The organism is Anaerobacillus alkalilacustris, assembly GCF_001866005.1.
GTDB classification, from domain to species: domain Bacteria; phylum Bacillota; class Bacilli; order Bacillales; family Anaerobacillaceae; genus Anaerobacillus; species Anaerobacillus alkalilacustris.
This window is the reverse complement of record NZ_MLQR01000002.1, coordinates 54,196-73,626: the sequence shown is the minus strand read 5'-3', so window position 1 is coordinate 73,626 and position 19,431 is coordinate 54,196. Positions and strand designations below refer to the sequence as shown.

The 19,431-nt window shown below is 34.7% G+C and carries 22 protein-coding genes; 8 read left to right on the top strand and 14 right to left on the bottom strand.

Annotation, left to right across the window (positions count from 1 at the left end; all coding sequences use genetic code 11):
• The 4 genes from BKP37_RS19070 to BKP37_RS20395 all read left to right on the top strand — a co-directional run.
• The coding region (locus tag BKP37_RS19070; protein ID WP_139193060.1) for a transposase at nt 1–149 on the top strand (149 nt) is incomplete at its 5' end.
• Between the two features lie 167 nt (nt 150–316).
• The gene (locus BKP37_RS04440; RefSeq protein ID WP_071308478.1) at nt 317–1,117 is read left to right on the top strand and encodes a divergent polysaccharide deacetylase family protein; all 801 of its coding nucleotides are present in this window, start codon (nt 317–319) and stop codon (nt 1,115–1,117) included.
• 218 nt (nt 1,118–1,335) lie between these two features.
• Nucleotides 1,336–1,512: a hypothetical protein gene (locus tag BKP37_RS20400; protein WP_245712444.1), complete on the top strand. Its 177-nt coding sequence runs from the start codon at nt 1,336–1,338 to the stop codon at nt 1,510–1,512.
• Nucleotides 1,466–1,660: a GNAT family N-acetyltransferase gene (locus tag BKP37_RS20395; protein WP_245712443.1), complete on the top strand. Its 195-nt coding sequence runs from the start codon at nt 1,466–1,468 to the stop codon at nt 1,658–1,660. The genes BKP37_RS20400 and BKP37_RS20395 overlap by 47 nt, the downstream gene beginning before the upstream one ends.
• A gap of 49 nt (nt 1,661–1,709) precedes the next feature.
• Here BKP37_RS20395 and BKP37_RS04430 read toward each other — a convergent pair whose 3' ends face one another.
• Nucleotides 1,710–1,946, bottom strand: a complete 237-nt coding sequence (locus BKP37_RS04430; protein ID WP_071308477.1) for a hypothetical protein — start codon at nt 1,944–1,946, stop codon at nt 1,710–1,712.
• 218 nt (nt 1,947–2,164) lie between these two features.
• On the opposite strand from BKP37_RS04430, the gene cbpB reads away from it, so the two are divergent.
• The 3 genes from cbpB (at nt 2,165) to BKP37_RS04415 (ending at nt 5,430) form a co-directional block, all read left to right on the top strand.
• Nucleotides 2,165–2,620: a cyclic-di-AMP-binding protein CbpB gene (gene cbpB / locus BKP37_RS04425; RefSeq protein ID WP_071308476.1), complete on the top strand. Its 456-nt coding sequence runs from the start codon at nt 2,165–2,167 to the stop codon at nt 2,618–2,620.
• Between the two features lie 191 nt (nt 2,621–2,811).
• Complete coding sequence (gene namA, locus BKP37_RS04420) at nt 2,812–3,828, top strand: NADPH dehydrogenase NamA (RefSeq protein ID WP_071308475.1); 1,017 nt, start codon at nt 2,812–2,814, stop codon at nt 3,826–3,828.
• A gap of 357 nt (nt 3,829–4,185) precedes the next feature.
• On the top strand, nt 4,186–5,430 hold the full coding sequence (locus BKP37_RS04415) for a DUF4236 domain-containing protein (RefSeq protein WP_071308474.1): 1,245 nt from the start codon (nt 4,186–4,188) through the stop codon (nt 5,428–5,430).
• A 442-nt stretch (nt 5,431–5,872) separates the two neighbouring features.
• On the opposite strand, the gene BKP37_RS04410 is transcribed toward BKP37_RS04415, so the two are convergent.
• From BKP37_RS04410 to BKP37_RS04370, 9 genes are all read right to left on the bottom strand, one after another.
• The gene (locus tag BKP37_RS04410; RefSeq protein ID WP_071308473.1) at nt 5,873–6,310 is read right to left on the bottom strand and encodes a YaaR family protein; all 438 of its coding nucleotides are present in this window, start codon (nt 6,308–6,310) and stop codon (nt 5,873–5,875) included.
• A gap of 146 nt (nt 6,311–6,456) precedes the next feature.
• Nucleotides 6,457–7,287: a flagellin N-terminal helical domain-containing protein gene (locus BKP37_RS04405; protein WP_071308472.1), complete on the bottom strand. Its 831-nt coding sequence runs from the start codon at nt 7,285–7,287 to the stop codon at nt 6,457–6,459.
• Between the two features lie 23 nt (nt 7,288–7,310).
• Nucleotides 7,311–7,733, bottom strand: a complete 423-nt coding sequence (gene fliS, locus BKP37_RS04400; protein WP_071308471.1) for a flagellar export chaperone FliS — start codon at nt 7,731–7,733, stop codon at nt 7,311–7,313.
• 63 nt (nt 7,734–7,796) lie between these two features.
• Nucleotides 7,797–8,096, bottom strand: a complete 300-nt coding sequence (locus BKP37_RS04395) for an EscU/YscU/HrcU family type III secretion system export apparatus switch protein (RefSeq protein WP_211271423.1) — start codon at nt 8,094–8,096, stop codon at nt 7,797–7,799.
• The gene (locus BKP37_RS04390) at nt 8,093–10,747 is read right to left on the bottom strand and encodes a hypothetical protein (protein ID WP_071308470.1); all 2,655 of its coding nucleotides are present in this window, start codon (nt 10,745–10,747) and stop codon (nt 8,093–8,095) included. Before BKP37_RS04390 ends, BKP37_RS04395 begins: the two co-directional genes overlap by 4 nt.
• Before the next feature lie 174 nt (nt 10,748–10,921).
• Entirely contained in the window at nt 10,922–12,145 is a 1,224-nt protein-coding gene (locus tag BKP37_RS04385; RefSeq protein ID WP_084034546.1) for a DNA polymerase IV, read from the bottom strand.
• A 255-nt stretch (nt 12,146–12,400) separates the two neighbouring features.
• Complete coding sequence (locus BKP37_RS04380) at nt 12,401–13,858, bottom strand: NAD(P)/FAD-dependent oxidoreductase (protein WP_071308469.1); 1,458 nt, start codon at nt 13,856–13,858, stop codon at nt 12,401–12,403.
• Nucleotides 13,859–14,093: 235 nt separating this feature from the next.
• Nucleotides 14,094–14,585: a MarR family transcriptional regulator gene (locus BKP37_RS04375; RefSeq protein ID WP_071308468.1), complete on the bottom strand. Its 492-nt coding sequence runs from the start codon at nt 14,583–14,585 to the stop codon at nt 14,094–14,096.
• Nucleotides 14,586–14,806: 221 nt separating this feature from the next.
• On the bottom strand, nt 14,807–15,931 hold the full coding sequence (locus BKP37_RS04370; RefSeq protein ID WP_071308467.1) for a M20/M25/M40 family metallo-hydrolase: 1,125 nt from the start codon (nt 15,929–15,931) through the stop codon (nt 14,807–14,809).
• A 310-nt stretch (nt 15,932–16,241) separates the two neighbouring features.
• On the opposite strand from BKP37_RS04370, the gene prli42 reads away from it, so the two are divergent.
• Nucleotides 16,242–16,334: a stressosome-associated protein Prli42 gene (gene prli42 / locus BKP37_RS19895; RefSeq protein ID WP_169823077.1), complete on the top strand. Its 93-nt coding sequence runs from the start codon at nt 16,242–16,244 to the stop codon at nt 16,332–16,334.
• Between the two features lie 103 nt (nt 16,335–16,437).
• Here the strand turns inward: prli42 and BKP37_RS04365 are convergent, their stop codons facing one another.
• The 4 genes from BKP37_RS04365 to BKP37_RS04350 all read right to left on the bottom strand — a co-directional run bounded on the left by BKP37_RS04365 (nt 16,438) and on the right by BKP37_RS04350 (nt 19,429).
• Nucleotides 16,438–16,944 (bottom strand): L,D-transpeptidase, encoded by a 507-nt coding sequence (locus BKP37_RS04365; RefSeq protein ID WP_071308481.1) that lies wholly within the window; start codon nt 16,942–16,944, stop codon nt 16,438–16,440.
• A 66-nt stretch (nt 16,945–17,010) separates the two neighbouring features.
• Nucleotides 17,011–17,967 (bottom strand): aromatic acid exporter family protein, encoded by a 957-nt coding sequence (locus tag BKP37_RS04360; protein WP_071308466.1) that lies wholly within the window; start codon nt 17,965–17,967, stop codon nt 17,011–17,013.
• A gap of 87 nt (nt 17,968–18,054) precedes the next feature.
• Nucleotides 18,055–18,777 carry an amino acid ABC transporter ATP-binding protein gene (locus BKP37_RS04355; RefSeq protein ID WP_071308465.1) on the bottom strand — a complete coding sequence of 241 codons (723 nt, stop codon included), beginning with the start codon at nt 18,775–18,777 and terminating at the stop codon, nt 18,055–18,057.
• Nucleotides 18,770–19,429 (bottom strand): amino acid ABC transporter permease, encoded by a 660-nt coding sequence (locus BKP37_RS04350; RefSeq protein ID WP_071308464.1) that lies wholly within the window; start codon nt 19,427–19,429, stop codon nt 18,770–18,772. The genes BKP37_RS04355 and BKP37_RS04350 overlap by 8 nt, the downstream gene beginning before the upstream one ends.
• Between the last annotated feature and the right edge of the window lie 2 nt (nt 19,430–19,431).

Genomic DNA, 19,431 nt, shown 5'->3' with positions numbered 1-19,431 from the left:
GTAAGATCGATGTAGAACCAGTTTTTGGATTCTTGAAGGCTAATTTGCGTTTTACTCGATTTTCTGTACGTGGAAAATCGAAGGTTGGAAACGAAATGGGCCTGGCATTAATGGCCGTGAATATTCGAAAATTCACGGCTAACAACTAAGAATATAAAAGTGGTAATGTAGATAAATGGAAAAAAGTGAGATTGAGTACACTCAAGCTCACTTTTTTTCTAATTAGAAACTAGTTTTGTCCCAGCCTCTATTTTTACAATAAAAAAGATTGGAATTGGTTAAATTATTTAAGAGAAATATTAACGGGGGCGAAATTATGAACTTTAAAAAAATTGCAATACTGCTTCTTATTACATATTCAATGTTTTTTCCAATAACAACCACTTTTGCTGAAAATATTAGTGAGGAAGTGAAAGTAGCGATTATTATTGATGATTTTGGCGGAAATGTTAAAGGAGTAAAAGATTTTTTCGACTCAGAAATTCCTATTACAGTAGCAATCATGCCTTTTTTAGACCAATCAAAGCTACAAGCGGAGTTAGCACACGATTTAGGCTTAGAAGTAATGATCCATCTACCGCTCCAACCCAAAAAGGGTAAAGCTTCATGGCTAGGACCAAAACCGATTACGAAAGACCTTTCTTTAGAAGAAGTGAAGAATCGTGTCGTTGAAGCAATAGAAAGTGTTCCCCATGCTAAAGGGATAAATAACCATATGGGTTCATTAATTGTAGAAGATGAAAACATCATGCGTATAATTATGGAGACAGCAAAAGAACATCATTTATATTTTATTGACAGTGGTACGAATCCTAAATCAGTAATTCCACAACTCGCTGAGGAACTAGGCGTTCCATGGGCAAGACGTGATATTTTTTTAGATGATACCCGTTCTTCTAGCGGACATGTGTATAAACAAATGCAAAAACTAATTAAAGTTGCAGAAAAAAATGGTCAAGCAATCGGTATCGGGCATGTTGGTATTAAAGGCGACGCAACAGTAAAAGGTGTAAAGGAAGCTATAAAAAATGTCAGTGATAATATAAAAATTGTTCCTGCCTCTCACCTTTTAAAAACTAAGATAGAAAAAAAACCAGATTACTTTTGGCAAGAGTAGGTGAATGAAATGAAAGTAGCTACTGAATTAACTTCATCCTTTAAAACAGAAAAATTATTTAACGTATTAATTTACCCTGCAGAAATTTCAGATAGCAAACATTATTGCCAAGGCTAAAGAGATCGTCTCTGAAGGGAAGTCTATTCAAAAAGAAAAAGTTAGAACAACAAACAAGAAATAGATTTTATTAATAGAATGTATAGAAATGATAATATAATATGTATATCGTCATCGAATTAGACAGTGACGTTATTGGCATAGCACGTCTTATTCGTGGAGACTTAGAAATGAAACGACATGTTACTGTTTTTCGAACATGGCGTTCAAACGAAGGTCAAGGAAAAGGTATTGTTGGAATACACTTTGGAGTGGGCAAAACAGCACAAAATTCATAAAGTTGTCTTAACTGTTTTTTCCGAGAATGTGATTGCGAAGAAGTTATATAAAAAATATGCATTTGTTATTGAGGGGATTCAAAAAGATCCATTATATGTTGACAATCAATTCCAAGACGAAATATACGTGGCTTATTTTCTAAATTAAATTTAATCAACTTCTCTCCATATACTAAACCTGCCCATTTGAGAGCTTTTTATTTTTTAAGCTGATAAACTTTTGCTGGTAATTTATTAATAAATTTCATTTCAGTTTTATACCCTGCTTTTTTTTGCTTCAAGTACGTAGCTTTAGAGATTGGCCTCGGCGCTGACCATGATAACGAGTCTAGATTATCCCAACAGTCATGAGTAATAATTTCTTGTTTAAAATAATAAGTATTACCTGAGGGATACTTTTCACAAACATATTTCACAGTTTTCTTTGTATGCATTTTAGCCACTCCACTCAACAGTTTTTTAGTAGTATGTCCAAACCATAATAAAAATATGTAGTTACTATTTTAATTTCCGAAAACCACAAAGAATACGCTTACAAATTAAGGTTGACAAAAATTTTATTCACTTCTAGTATAGACTTAGAGTGCGTGCCTACTTTTTTTAGTAGAAATACAACACTCTACAATTCTAGACGAAAAGATCGTGATAACTTATGAAAAGAGAAGATTTAAAAAATCGTACGTTTTTGGATGAAACTATAAAGGGTTTAATCATTCCTATCGAAAAAGTAGCCCATGTTCATTTAAACAATAGCTTAGAGCATGCACTATTAGTCCTAGTTAAATCTGGGTACACCGCCATTCCTGTATTAGACAAAGATTCAAAACTTAACGGCGTTATTAGTAAAGCACTCATTTTAGATTCCATTCTTGGGCTAGAAAGAATTGAACTAGACCGCCTCCATGACTTTAAAGTATCTGACGTTATGGAATTAAAAATAGCCACTATGGAAATGAAAGACACATTTGCAAAGGCACTTGCTCTCTCGATAAACAACCCATTTATTTGTATGACAGACTCTAACGACTCTCTTAAAGGGATTTTAACGAGACGTTCTTTACTTGTTTATTTAAATCAAGAGTTATTTCAAAGGAAATCTTTAGATTAATCTACAAAATTTTTTTTTTGAAGGCGATTAAGCCTTCTTTTTTTTATCAAACTATAATTTCTTACATAAGTTTTAAGTTTCATGACTACGCGTTTTACTAGTCCCCCCAGAACTTTAACAACATCTGACTACTTCCATAATTTATGATACAGTATGTATAGCAACTTACATATATTTAGGAGGTTATAAAAATGGCATCACTACTTTTTTCACCTTATAAACTGAAAAATATTACATTAAAAAACAGATTAGTTATGGCTCCTATGTGCATGTATATGGCCTATAATAAACAAGGATTTGTCACAGATTGGCACATTACTCACTATGGTAGTCGAGCTATCGGTCAAGTAGGGCTAATTATTATTGAAGCAACGGCTGTAACTCCACAAGGAAGGATTTCTGAACAAGATCTTGGAATTTGGGACGATGCCCATATTGAAGGTTTAAAACGTTTAGTTGACCATGTCCATGAGCTTGGTGGAAAAATTGGAATTCAATTAGCACATGCTGGAAGAAAAGCTGAGCTTGAAGGGCCAATTCTCGCTCCTTCTCCTATCGCTTATAACGATGAAATGAAAAAGCCTGAGGAAATGACTGAAAAACAAATAACTGAAACAATCAATGCTTTTAAAAAAGGAGCAGAGAGAGCCAAAGAAGCTGGTTTTGATGTCATTGAAATACACGCAGCGCACGGATATTTAATAAACGAATTCTTATCTCCTTTAACAAATAAACGAGAAGATTTTTTTGGTGGTAATGAAGAAAAACGATATGAGCTATTAAAACAAGTACTTTGTGAGGTAAAATCTGTGTGGTCAGGTCCTTTATTAGTAAGGGTATCAGCTAATGAGTATGCTGAAGAAGGAAATAATTTCGATGTATTTATTAACTATGCACGAAAGATGAAAGAACAAGGCGTTGATTTAATTGATTGTAGTTCTGGAGCTGTTGTACCTGCCTTGCTGGATGTTTACCCTGGTTACCAAGTTCCTTATGCTGAAAGAATTCGTAAAAGCGCTAATATATCTACGGGAGCCGTCGGTCTTATAACAAGTGGAAATCAAGCAGAAGAAATTCTAAAAAATGAGCGGGCAGACCTAATTTTTATCGCTAGACCACTTTTACGTGATCCATACCTACCTAGAACTTTTGCAAAAGAATTGGATATAACTATTGATACTCCTAAACCGTATGAGCGTGGTTGGTAATAAACAACAATTATTTGTATTAACTAAATGTATACCTTCATAAACAAGAAAAGCGCAAGGCGCCCGCCTATCGGCGACAAACACTGGAAGACCTGCTCGTAGCGGTCGGGTTTTTGACCGAAAGAGAAGGTCTGAAGTGATCGAGCCGATGGCGCCTGGAGCTAGACAGCTTTCTAACTTCAAAATTTTATGCTTTCTTACCATCTTAGAAAAGGCTATTAATAAATTTTAGCCTTTTTTATTTATCATATAAACGAGCGAAATAATATTTTTGAATAATTTGTGAAAACTCCCTTTAATATTATGTGAATTTTTAGTACGATAGTAAGTATATAACGTATTATAGGAGTGTTTTGCATGAGTTTTCGATTTCAAAAACGAGTAAAAGTAGCACCGGGATTACGTTTAAATATTAGTAAACGAGGTGTAAGTACCTCAATTGGTAGGAAAGGGGCTTCTGTGACGGTTGGACGCCGTGGATTATATGGTAATGTAGGAATTCCAGGTAGTGGATTGTCTTATCGCACAAATTTAAACAAATCAACTGGACGTCCCTCAAACACTTGGTATCAAACAGACGTAAAAAACATGCCTAAAACAGTCTCTTTAAAATATGACAAACAATCCTATTCCTTAGTTTTTGTTGACGAAGATGATCAGAGAGTTCCTGCAACTGTTGAGCAGGAAATTAAACGGGAATTTCGCGATGATATTCAAAAACTTTATGAACAGAAAGAACAAGAAATAAATGAACAGACGACAAAATTACTACAACTTCATAAAGAAATCCTACCAAAACGCTCTCCCGAACAACTAAGAGATTTAGCAATAGCAACTATCTCCTTACACGTACTACTACCAAACCAAGAAGAAATTTTTGAAGAATTAAAGGCTGAATTTGAAGAAAATTTAAATTTTCTTGAGAAGTTAAGCTTAATTATATCAACAAATCGCAAAAAATTTCTAGGAAAAATTGAAATAGAGACTTCTGCTCAATTTAATATTGAAATGAAGCAGTATAACCAAGCAAAAGAAGAATATGAAGAAGAAAAAATTCACCGTTTATCACAAGTAGAAAAAGTTATTAATGGTGATGCTAATAACATGAAGCTTTGGCTTGAAATTTTTCTAGCAGAACTAGATTTCCCTCTCGATACCAATGTTTCATTTGATATATTATCTAGTGACACCGCTTGCATTGATGTTGATTTACCAACCATGGAAGAAATTCCATTAACAAAAGCATCCATATTAAAGTCTGGAAAACTAAAAGTACAAAAAAAATCTCAACGAGAAATGCGCGAACATTACGCAATAATGGTCGGTGGGACTGCACTATATTTATGCTCTTATGTATTTTCACTACTACCAACTTGTGAGAAAATTATCATTTCTGGCTATACACAAATTCAAAATAAAGCAACCGGATATGTTGAGGATCAATATATTTATAGTCTTAAAGTAGATAAGGAAATATTTTATTCATTAAATATGTCAGACGTACATCCAATAGCTGCATTTGAAAATTTTCATCAAAAAATTGACGTAACAAAAACATATATTTTCAAGGAAATTGAACCTTACGAGCCAGCAGAAGAATAAGAAAAGCACAAGCGCCTTGGTCACGAGCAGCTGCTCCTGTGCCACTCCGTTTGCTCAAGAGCAAAGCCGCTTCGAAGTAATCCAAGTAGTAGCTTCACTGGGGCGGCCTTTGACAGAAGCCGCTCTTTGGCTTCTTACGTTTACGTGCTTTTAGCGTCTTCTAGCATAACTTCGTAGCAAACTTCCTCGAAGCAGTGTTTTGTGCGACGAGTAATCGCAGGAGCAATTGTTTTTTCGTGCGACGAGTAATCGCAGGAGCAAAGTAGCATGAAGCATCATCAAAGAAGCAATCAAGGAAGTCAGTGAAGTCAGAAACTTGACTGAAGCGATCGAGCCGATGGGGCCTGAAGCTAGACAGTTTCCAAGTTAGAAATTTATAAATTCTGATTATATAAAAAAGGGGATTGCTTTGTTAGACGCCGTCCCCTCTCGTTATAGTTTTTTAAGCATATATATTCACAATTAGTCCCTTAATCTCCCCAACCATATCGAGAATTTCTAAACCTTTTTTTTCTTTCTTTAAGACTGCATCGGTTAGATCAAGCAGTTTTCGATCCACTTCTTTTACAATCTTATATATCTTGGTACGCCCACGGCGATTAAAACCACGTTTTTCTTCCAGGCTGAGACCAAGGTTAACTGCATCTTCCATAAACTCCTTAACAAGAGCCTTGTATTTACGCAATTCATCAACAGTCCGACTTTCAGCTAATACTTTCCCTTGATCGTCAATTTTTTCCATTAATTTATTCAATTTTGCATAAGCCTGTTCATCACGCCCCTTTTGCATTAATTCCGAGAAAGAGACACTGGCTTGAGGTCCTGTCTTTTTTACTTCAGCTTTATTTAAACTAGCACGTCCAACTCTTTGTACGTCCATACATTTCACCACTTTAACGTTAGATTATTATTGATTATATCATAATTTTGTTAGCAAATACGGTTAAGGAAATAACCTTTAAAAAGAGGTAAGACCATCAGGATCTTACCTCTTTTAAGAAGAGCTTATACTAGGTAGTAAAATAATTATTGTAATAACTGAAGTACTCCTTGTGGTAATTGGTTAGCTTGCGCAAGCATTGCAGTTGCAGCTTGGTTAATAATGTTATTACGAGTAAATTCCGTCATTTCAAGTGCCATATCTGCGTCACGAATACGCGATTCAGATGCTGTTAAATTTTCGTGAGTCGTTTGTAGATTATTAATTGTATGTTCTAAACGATTTTGAATAGCACCTAGAGCGGAACGGTTTTGTGATACTTTTGTAATTGCTGCATCAATACTAGTAATAGAACTTACCGCATTGGCATGTGAATTTACAGTAATATCTGCCTTTGCTATATTTAAACCTGTAGCTGTAGTATCCATGTTAGCAATTGTAAGAGTTACCTTTTGATTGGTGTTAGGACCTATCTGAAATTCTAGTCCATTAGTTTCAAAAGTGCCATCTAATAATTTCTTTTTGTTAAACTCTGTTTTATCAGAAATTGCATCAATTTCATCAATTAACTGGTCAATTTCAGCCTTAATAGCAGCTCTATCTTCAGTCTCATAGGTATCATTAGCAGCTTGAACTGCTAATTCTCGCATCCTCTGTAGCATGGAATGTACCTCTTGCATTGCCCCTTCTGCTGTTTGAATTAATGATACACCATCAAGTGCGTTTCTTTCGGCTTGTTTTAAACCTCGGATTTGCGAACGCATTTTTTCAGAGATTGCAAGACCCGCAGCATCATCTGCAGCACGATTTATGCGTAAACCAGAAGATAATTTTTCTAAGTTTTTCGAAGTATTAAATTGATTCGAACTCAGGTTACGGTATGCGTTTAATGCTTGAATATTATTATTAATTTTCATATTAATTAGCTCCCTTTTATTATTTAATCTCCGTAGATAGAATGTTGCTCATATGCATTTGTTTTTTGTTTAGCCGCTTTCGGAAAAACATTTTTACTTTCTACTAAAGCTTTACGCCATGCTGATGAAATTTCAGTTAATAGTTTTAACACTTCGTCTATTATAGTAACATCCTTATTAAGGTTTGCTTTTATTAGACATTCAGCCATATAGTTATAAACCGCATCTAACTGATCTGAGATTATCCCAGCTTCATAGTTTAACCCCGCACCAAGACGTTCTAGTATATCGTTAGATTTTTGGAGTTTCTCATTTGCTAAACTAAAATTATTATCTTGAATAGCTAATTTAGCTTCTTCAAGGTTATTTATACATGCTTCATATAAAAGCGTTGTAATCTCTTGTGGAGACTTCTTATGAAGAGCTTCTTTTGTTATTAGTGTCACTGATGACCCTCCCAACCTTCATTTTCTTTCTATCCTATTTATCGGTTAAAACTTTGTCGAAGTTTAATATTTTTTCTCCATTTGTTCAATTAAAAGCAATATTTCTGCCATAACTGCATAAAGTTGTGGTGGTATGTTGTCACCTAAATCCATATCTAATAGATTTTCAACAAGTAATGGATCTTCTTGCATGTGGATATTATTTTTTTTTGCTAACTCGATAATTTGATTAGCAATATGACCTTTTCCGTGAGCAACAACTTGAGGCCCTTTTCCTGAATCATCATCGTAGCGAATGACAGCTGCTGTTGGACCATTAACAGTTCTTTTTTGTTTTTGATTAAAATGCTTTGAGATCATCATATTTTAAAATCAAATCCTTTCTCAGTAAACGTTGGCGTCAAATTTTCTTGTTCATCTCGACCTTTTTCTTGCACAATATTAGATGAAGCTGTTGCATTTAATTTTGTGAAGTTAATACTAGTAATGTTGTAACCAACATCTTTTAAATTTGCCTTACACAATTCAGCCAGCGGTTCAATTCTCTCTTTAAAGAAAGGTTGATCATTTTTAATAGTTAAGGAAAGATTGCGGTCCGTTGATGTGACTAAAATTCCAACTTCACCTAATTTTCTAGTTTCTATTAAAAAGTAAAGATTGCAATTCTCCCAATCCACTTGTTGACCTTCATTTCGAGAATTTACAAACACTTGTAAGTTTTTAACATCATCTTCAAGTAAAAAAGGAAGACTAAAAAACATACTTTGTAAATTACTATTTGAATCAGATTTACTTAGCAACTGCTGACCGGTAATATTAGCTAAAGCTTGATTTGTTTGCTGAGAAACTCTTCCTTGTTCTTCTTCTATTTTCATTAATTGCATAAGAGCAGTTTTCATGTTTTGATTCGGTTCTGCATCACCCTGTCGTCCGGACGCAAGCATTTGGGCTACTTCACTATCTCTGTTTAAACCTAATCCTCGTACTAACTCAAAGGCTTGACGCGCTGAAAAATCTTGCGTAGCAGCAGTTCGTCTTGTCATTTCATCGAATTGTTGTATGAGTTGTTGTGAAGGGGTCCGGTTTTGAATGTTTTGTTCTTCTCTCGTAATAAAATGTTTCACTTTTGTTTCAGATGGTTTAAATTCTAATTTTTCGACCAATGTTTTTACTTCTTGAACAATTTTGTTAGCTTCTTGATAATTTCCTTTGGTAAGTAGCTTTTTTGCTTCTGCTAGCTGACTGCTTGCTTGCATAAGTCTCTTTTCTGTTTTCATGTCGGTTAGAAGCATCATTTCACTTTTTAAAATAGCATTATCTAGCTTTTTTATCGTCGTTTCAAGTAATGGTTTTACTTGTTTAATCGCTTGGCTTTTAAATGCCTCTGTTAGTCGTTGAATATTATCCAAATTCCTTGCGATTTCTCTTTGTAATGATTTAAAATCCGCTTGAGCTTGGGCTAACTTTTCTGTAATTGTTTGAACAATCATATTTTTACTACTTAGTTGTTGAGATTGGAAATTATCATTCATTGTGTATTGTTGTGCTTCAAGTTGAATTGCTTGATCCGTATTGGCTACTTGCTGCTCAACAGTTGTAAAAGTTTGCATTAATTGTTGTCTTGCTGCTAATTCACGACCTTGTTCATTTAATTTTGTAGCATCTTCCAAAGAGTTTATTATCTGTTTTTTTATCGGTTGCTCAATTGAAGCTTTTTCAATACCATTTTGCAGTTTGGCAATAAGCTTTTGGAAATCCCCTTCCTTCTGAATAGTTGCCTTCATTTGGTTTACTAACTCAACATGGTTTATAGACTCTCGTTTACCTTCTGACCTTAGCTGAGTTTCCTTAGTTTGGTAATTATTCTTTAGCACTTTCTCTATGTTTACTAATGATTGAACAAGATGATTTTTAGCTATTGATTCGTGACCACTTCTATTTAAACTTTGGACTTCATTTAAAGTTTTTTCCAACTGTAAAACTAGATCGCGGTTTACACGCGGGTGATTGACAACCTCATTTCTGACCTGATCAATAGAGCGTTGAACATTCGACTCTCGTTGAACCTGTTCTCTAACCTCTCGTACTTGCTCACTCACTGGTCTTTCTACAGCCGGACGACTTTCTGGTACTCGCACTTCTACCTGACGTGCTTCTGTACGCACAATCTCTCGCTCTGCTGTTTGTAACGCTTGGACTAACTGAGTACGACCTACTGCTTCTCTTCCACTTTGGTGCATCATACGGGATTCTTCTACTGCTCGGCCTACTTGTCGTGCGATTTCTCTATCTACTCGCGGGTTATTTACCACTTCATTTCGGACTTGCTCTACGGCTCTTTGAACATTCGACTCTCGTTGGACCTGTTCTCTAACCTCTCGTACTTGCTCACTCACTGGTCTTTCCATTGATGTCTGTTCTCTCCGAAGATTGTAATTAGGGTCGATTTCTTTTACAATGTTTGTTAAAACTTCATTTAACGGTCGACCATGTAAAGCTTCATGAACTGATCGCAAATGATTTGCTGTCACATCTAATCGTTTATTTGCAACAGCTTGAACAGTATGTAACCGTTGTTCTACTGTACCTTTTTCTTTTTCAACAAAAGCACGTAATTCTTGTATAGAATCCCGATTTAACGGAACTCCTTTATCTAATATCATTTGAGCTGCTTGCCTGAGTTCTCGGGATGGATTAGATACTCCTAGATTACGTATCGCTAAATTTATGCTTGTAGTTTCAGTAGTAGTACCTGTTGTTTTATTAGTAGTAGCCATTGCTCTTACTTGTACAAAATGATCAGTTTGACCTGATATCTGAACAGTAATTCTCTCGTTATTTGGTAGATCCCCTTCAAATTTTACAGGAACGTCTCTTCCCCTAATTTGAAGAATCGCCTCATTTTGACTACTTCTTTCTTTTACTATCGCACGATGAATTTCACCTTGGCGAAATTCAGGGGTATTATCATGGGTTTTTAATTGATTTGAAATTGTCTGACTATTAATCTGCATTTATTGTTTCACTCTCCCACGTCCTTGCTATCTATCCTTTTTATCGGTTTATTACATTTTTTTGTTTAGATACAAAAAAAGGCAATGTTCTGTTAAATAAAAGAACATTGCCCCTTTTTTAATTAATAATCTATTTCATTATCACGATTTTCATAAAAGAAATCCTTTTCTAAACTAGTTCCTATCAGTTAATCTATCTTCCTTCAACTTTGAAAGTTGTGAACCTTTAAGGAGCGCTTCTTCCCCAAAACGATTTCGTAACTCATCTACTGTTTTCGTTAACTTATATTTTTTCACATCTTCTTCAAAATTAAATAGGTCCAGTTGTTTATATGCATATTTTTTCTCTATTAATTGTTGCGCTGCGACACCAAGTAGACGAATAGACTCTCGATCCCAATGTTTCATAAAAAGTTGTAAAGCAATTCTGAATATATCAGATTGACTTTCTATTGGATTAATAACTGTTTTGCTTCTTGTCACAGTCTTGCGATCAGAATAACGGATTGTTATTTGAATCGTTTCAGCACAGACTTCTTTTCTGCCCATTCTTCTGGCAACAGAATCCGATAAATTCGTAAGTACTAGCTTAATTTTATCCAAATTAGTAGTATCAACAGGAAGAGTAGTAGAATTTCCAATACTTTTAAAATCATAAATAGAATCAGGATCAACAGGGCGGTTATCAATACCGTTTGCTCGCTCAAATAGTTTTTTTCCGTTAATCCCCAAGTATTTTATTAACGCATTTACATCTGCCTTAGCTAAATCACCAATTGATACAATTCCAATTTTTGTTAATTTATCTGCTGTTTTTTTACCAATACCATGCATTTCTCCCACCTTTAATGGCCATAACGCTTCTCCTATTTGCCTTTTTCTAATTACCGTCACACCTAAAGGCTTTTTTATATTACTAGCCATTTTTGCTAAAAACTTATTAGGAGCAATACCGATACTGCATGGCAGACTTAGTTCATTCAACAATCGGGTTTGGATCGTATGTGCAATATGTAGTGGCGTACCTAAATGGTAACAACTTGATATATCTATATATCCTTCATCTATTGAAACAGGTTCAACTAATGGAGTATATTCTTTAAGAAGTTGAAAAATTTGTAAGGATGCTTTACGGTAGCGTTCAAAATTTGGTTCCATTACAATTAGAGTTGGACAATGTTTCAGCGCTTCCCAAATTGGCATTGTTGTCTTAACACCTTTAGCCCTTGCCTCATAGCTACTGGTTACGATAATACCGCGTCTTTCTTTCGCATTTCCCGCAATGGCTAATGGTTTTCCTTTTAAAGTAGGATCAAAAGCTACTTCTACCGATGCATAAAAACTATTCATATCAACGTGCAAAATCACTCTTCCATCTTTCGGATAAAATTCCTTCATTTCCCCACACCTTACTTCAAATTTAACAATTCGAGTGTAGACATATCACTTCATCCTTTAGTATATTGCTACATTGCATTAAAAACAAATACGAAAGCTCCGCGAAAATTCATTTCACGAAGCTTAATATACTGAGAAAATTTCATAATTACTAAAACTGAAGCGCTTGAACCTATAGCTAGCTACGAACGGTTAAACGTAACTAGATATAACATCTTAGGGGCGAGAATAATGAAATTCATTGACCCTATTAAATTAATTCAAAACAGGAGTTAGTTGTTCTGCGCGCTTCTTGATTATTGCTCGGGCAATATGAACTCCATTTGCCCCTGCTTGAGCTAGTCCGCGTGTAACACCACCACCATCTCCACCAGCATATAATCCTGAGATTTGTGTTTCAAATTGTTTTGTTAGTACTGGTCTAGCTGAATAAAATTTAGCTTCTACTCCATAGAATAATGTATGTTCCGAAGCAATACCTGGAGTTACGTGATCGAGAGCTTCCATCATTTCGATTAGACTTTTCATTGTATTATACGGCAATACAAGACCTAAGTCACCCGGAACTGCTTCCTTTAACGTTGGCTCTAAAAATCCTTCTTTCACACGTTTCGCCGTAGATCTTCTTCCTTTTAGTATATCTCCATACTTTTGAACAATTACAGACCCATCGGATAAATCGTTTGCCCGTTTCGAAACTTCCTTTGCAAAGGAAATTGGCTCATCAAAAGGCTCCGTAAATGTGTGTGAAACGAGTAGAGCAAAGTTTGTATTTTCACTACCAAGTTTTGGGTCTTTGTATGCATGCCCGTTTGCTGTCATTATTCCACTATGATTCTCTACAACTACATGGCCCGAAGGATTCGAACAAAACGTACGTACTTGAGTTCCAACTGATGTATTAAAAATAAATTTTGCTTCATATAGGTGGTGGTTAATTTCTTCCATAATTACATCGGAAGTTTCTACACGGACTCCAATATCCACCTGATTATTTATCATTTTGTAGTCGCGCTTTCTTAAAAGGTTTCCTAACCACTCTGAACCATCACGACCTGGAACAATCACTACTTGATCTGCACCGATCTCTTCTCCATTTTTAAGAACTATTCCTGAAATTTTAAAACAATCGTTCATCTTTTCTGTAAGAATATCTTCTACCTCAGTACGGAATCTCAATTCGACTTTATCTTTTAGGTATTCATATATACTCGTTAATATTTCTAAGTTTTTCTCTGTACCTAAATGTCTTACTTGTGCCCGTAATAACTTTAGACCAGCACCCATTGCTTTACGTTCAATTTCCCTAACAGCAGGTGTTGTTGGATCTGTACTTTCCTCAGGAGCGCCATGCTTTAAATTGATAGAGTCAACATATTTAATTAATTCAAGTACTTCTGAAGGTGGTAAATAGTCTTGCATCCAACCTCCAAAAGCTGTTGTGATATTAAACTTACCATCAGAATAAGCACCAGCCCCACCAAAGCCTGCAGTAATTGAGCATGCTGGTAAGCATCCAGCAAAATCTTTTCTTCCTTTTGGTGGTGGACACTTTTCAATCTTCTTTTCATTTATTGGACATCGTCTATTATAGATGGAGTGTCCTTTATCTAGAAATAAAACATTTAAATCCTTTTTTTGCTCTAAAAGCTCATAAGCCGTGAAAATTCCTGCAGGTCCTGCCCCAACGACAATTACATCATAATGTTTCATAAATTATGTCCTCCTAAATCTGTAAACCAAATCTATCTATCTTAAATCTATACAATAGTAAAAAAATCTTACATCACTTTTTCAACCTTTACTATCTTACATAACGAACAAAAAAAAAGCAAGCACAAAAACGAACATTCATAAAAACAACCTTCTGAATAGTTCGTATTCACGCTTGTTTATTTTATTATTTCTGCTGTTTCAATTAAAATAAATGTAAACTTACGAATTGACGTTAAAATTGATCTTCATAAATTTTTGCTGTTTTTTCTACCCATTGTACATATTCTTCTCCATGATACTGTTGATTTATTTTCACTAAAATTTTTATAAACTGATTAAAAGCTTCTTCATTTTCAATACGTAATTGATTTATGTAATTAAACAAACTATAGTCTTCTTTTGTCGTGGCTAGTTGTCGCTTTCTCCCTTCTTCCGTTAATATTACATATGTAACCCTTAGATCTTTCTCATCTTTTTCAATAGTTACTAATCCTTTTTCTTTCAGTCTTTTTACGACCTGCATAACAGTTGAACGATCCCACAACCCATAGTTTGCAATTTTGGTTATCGATGCACGCTCTTCGAAATATATAATCCACAAAGTGTGTTGTTCTGCTTGTGTTAGACCAGCTAAGTGCGCTACTTTTTGCCAATCCTCCTCAACAACCTTTGAAGTTCCTCGCAATAAATTTAATATAGAATGTAAATTCTTTGTAGTCTTCATTCATGTTCCTCTTTCCATTATCTATTAAACTTCCAATTTTTATATATTTTACCATAACAAAACCAAAAAATGGTAGTATTTTAGTATTTTTTTGTAAAAGACAACGTTTTTACTACAAATGTATACATCCATATATCTACTTAAGTGAATAAAAAAAACCAACTAAAAAATTTATCCCACTTTAGAACCATAGGTAAACTTTTTAATCGGAAAGTAAATAGTTAGTTGTTGTTAGCTACCACATTAATAATAGCCACGACTAGTTCTGCAGTTTTTGCTAATTCTTCAATAGGCATCTTTTCATTCGTAGTGTGAATATCTTCATATCCTACAGCTAGATTAACCGTTGGAATTCCAAACCCAGCAATAACATTTGCATCACTACCACCACCGCTTGTTTGTAATTTGGCTTCTCGATTAATCCCCTTAATTGCTTTTCTTGCAACCTCTACAACATGGTCACCTGCACCAAACTTAAAACCTGGATACATAACATCAATTTCTACTTCTGCTTGTCCACCCATTTCAGTAGCAACTGTTTCAAATGCTTCTTTCATTTTTTTGACTTGCGCAGTCATTTTTTCTGGTACGAGAGAGCGTGCCTCTGCTAATATATGAACTCTATCGCACACAATATTTGTTTGACTTCCACCCTCAAAACGACCAATATTTGCGGTTGTTTCATGATCAATACGTCCTAGTGGCATTTTGGCAATCGATTTTGCAGCAATAGCAATCGCTGATACACCTTTTTCAGGCGCAACACCAGCATGTGCAGTCTTACCTAAGATTGTGGCTTGAACCTTCGCTTGTGTTGGTGCTGCAATAATAATGTTACCCACCTTACCATCACTATCTAATGCGTATCCAAACTTTGCCTTTATCAAGCTTGGATCTAATTCTTTAGAACCTTTCAAGCCAGACTCTTCACCGACTGTAATGATAAATTGAATGTTTCCATGACTCATATTATTCTCTTTTGAAACCTTTATTGCCTCTAACATAGCAGCAAGTCCAGCTTTATCATCTGCACCTAAAATTGTCGTACCGTCTGTTTTTATGTAACCATTTTCTATAATTGGATTTACACCATTTCCAGGAACAACCGTATCCATATGTGCTGTAAAATATATCGGATCAATACCATCTTGATTTCCTTTTAATGTACAAATTAAATTTCCAGCACCATGGCCCGATTTTTCAGTCGTATCATCCTCAACCACTTCTACTCCTAGTGAAGAAAATTTTTCTTTTAATACATCAGCAATCTGTCTTTCAAATTTCGTCTCAGAATCCACTTTTACCAATTCTAAAAATTCAGCAACTAAACGGTCTTTATTTATCATTAATAAATGCCTCCATATTCATATTTATATCTGTTTATTAAAATATTGTATCATTGAAAATACCATCGGTAAATTAACACAATTTTTTAAAACCGTACCCAATTTATAACAAAACAAAACTTAACTTAAGTGTTTGTCCTAGCCCCTTTTAAAATCTAAGAATTACCGTTTCAAGTTCTTCCGTAATGAAGAGCAGGTAGATTAGAAATTTTGTTACACCAAGTATCCGCTACGTTTTTCCTGGGAGGCTTGTATTATTTCTGTATTCAAAGTAAAATAGTATTGAGAACTTATTTGGGAGGTTATTAATATGCCCCGAAAATATCGTAAAATTGTATTATATATTATGATTGCAACTATGCTTCTAGGAACTTTATTTACTGGAGCAGCTGCCCTTTTCTAAAAATTGAAGTAAAAAAGGCTGATAGAAATCAGCCTTTTTTATATTTCTATATTTTTTCACAATCAATTAATTGAGCTCTTTCTTTTATAATTATGATTTAGTCCTATTCACTAATAACACCTTTTTCTATTGCTATAGAATTAAAATCTGTACTAGCTTTTGTAATATACACTTTTGTCCCAAGTGGCACTTTTGTAAACAGTTCTTCAACATCCTCGTTATACATACGAACACATCCACCTGTTATATACCCACCGATTGTTGAAGAATCATTCGTTCCATGTATGCCGTATATACGTCCGTCAGTTTGTTCTGCATCAAACCCTATCCATCTGGTGCCTAATGGATTTTCTTTTGAACCACCAGCAATATCCTTCTTGCGATAATATGGATTGATGGCTTTTACCACAATATTATATTCACCCTCTGGAGTTAATGTTTCTAAACTACCAGTAGCTACTTCATACACCTTTACCACCTGACCATCAGCAATGAATGCCATCTCATTCGTGGACTTATTTACAATAATGTACGGATCTCCAAGCAATGGATTTTTACCCAATGGCCAAATCGGTGAGATTACCATCATACATACAACCAGAAGCTTCATAAACATAATTTCTACCCCCGGAGTTTTTTTAATCTTAGTATTTGTTTAATAAGGGAAAAATATGTTTTATTTACTTCCTTCATTACGAAAATGCCTTTTTATTATTAAATACTGTTCAATCTCTTTAACGAAAGAAAATAATGCTGATCTAATCTCAAATTCTTCACGATCCTTTGGTAACTCCATTTCTTTTAATTCATCTTGAAGTTCATATAATCGCTCTAAATAATCGACTGGGCCAAAGCCTGGTTTCACATTTTCACTTAATTCTCTTAAATAGTCAGCAATTTTCTTCCCTTGTACCACTGTATGATCTAATGAAGAAATCAATGGCAACATTCGTTCAATTACATCAAATTGTTTTTCTCTCATACTAAAATAATGATAATACTGATCATCGTACCGTAACAAGTGATTTTCAACATTTTGTAAAGCTATATTTTTTCCTCTTTTTAATAAATTTGCGGTTTCGGTAATCTCTCGTCCATCCCAATTACTATCTCCATCTTTTAAATAAATAGTAAATTGTTGAAAAATCTTTTTATAATTCTCCTCAATTTCTCTTTGAATTTTTTCAAGTTCACCTTCAACACTTGGAATGTAAACATTCATTAATAATGCAATCCCAATACCTATAGTAATTAGAGCAAGCTCATTAAGTACAATAGGAACTGTTATTTCTCCAAATATATATATATGAAAGATGATAACAGAGCTAGTCGCTATACCTTCATGGGCTTTTAAAAATACGACAGTTGGGATAAATATTATAAGCAATAAAGCAACTGACACCGGATTATAACCTAAGATTTCAAATATAATAACTGCAAAAGCCATTCCGATAGCACATGCCAAAAAACGTTGCCAAGATATTTGAAGAGAGCTACGTTTAGTTTTCTGAACACATAATATGGTAATAATTCCCGCTGAAGCGTAAAAAATTAAGTCAAACCACTGAGCAATAGCTATTGCTGCTGCAGCACCAATAGCTGTTTTTAACGTCCTGTAACCAATTTTAAACATAATACTTCCTTCCATTCTATGTTATAATTTCTATTTTACACGAAATTTAAATAAAATAAAAAAGGAATGACGAAGTCACTCCTTGAATTATAATATTTTATTTAAAAACTCTTTTGCTCTTTCAGTTTGTGGATTTGAGAAGAATTCTTCCGGTGGAGTATCTTCGAGTAACTTACCATCCTCTAAAAAGAAAACCCTATCAGCCACTTCTCTAGCAAAACCCATTTCATGAGTAACAATAACCATTGTCATACCACTAAGGGCTAAGGATTTCATTACGTCCAAAACCTCTTTTACCATTTCAGGATCTAACGCAGAGGTTGGTTCATCAAATAGCATTACTTCTGGCTCCATTGCCAGTGCTCGTGCAATTGCCACCCTTTGTTTTTGACCACCGGATAACCTAGAAGGAAATTCATTTGCTTTTTCCTCTAATCCAACTTTCCGTAAAAGGTCAATAGCATTTTGTTTAGCAGTTACAGAATCCAACCCTTTAACTTTCATAGGTGCATACGTAATATTATCTAGCGTACTCATATGCGGAAAAAGATGAAAATGCTGAAACACCATTCCAATTTTCTGACGAACTTTCATGATGTTCGTCTTTGGATCGGTAATTTCTTGATCATCTATCCAAATTTGCCCAGCTGAAGGTACTTCAAGTAAATTCAAACAACGTAAAAACGTTGATTTCCCACTCCCAGATGGACCAATAACAGCTACGACATCTCCCTTTGAAATTTCAGTACTGATATCTTTTAAAACGTCTAGTTTGCCAAATGACTTATAGAGATTATTTACTTTAATCACTGCGGCTTAACCTCCTCTCTAGAAGTCTACCTAACAGTGTAAGTGCCATAACCATAATATAATATATTAATGCCGCAAATATTAACGGTTCAAAAGGTCTATAGAGATTAGCTTGGACAATTTGAGCTCTCCTCATAATGTCTAGTACCCCAATAGTTGAGATAATTGCCGATTCTTTCGTTAATGTGATAAATTCATTCACTAGTGCTGGCAAAATATTTTTTATTGCTTGAGGCAAAATGATATTTAAAAGCATTGGCGTGTAAGGAACACCTAATGCTTGAGCTGCTTCTTTTTGCCCTTTATCCACTGCTTGGATACCCGCACGAATGATTTCAGAAACGTACGCGGCTGAATTTAAACCGAAAGTTAAAACTGCCGCCTGAAAGGCAGAAATATCATATCCTATAACCTGTGGGGTAGCAAAGTAGATTAAAAATAATTGCAAAATTAACGGCGTCCCACGAAAAACTGATGTATAAACATCTGCTATCAATCTAAGAGGTGCAAATTTACCAATTTTCATAATTGATAAAATAGTCCCTAGTATAAATCCAAATATAAGCGATACACTTACAATTTGTAACGTGACCCATATCCCTTTAATTATATAAGGGATAGAAGGCACGATTTGGGAGATATCCAAATTCATGC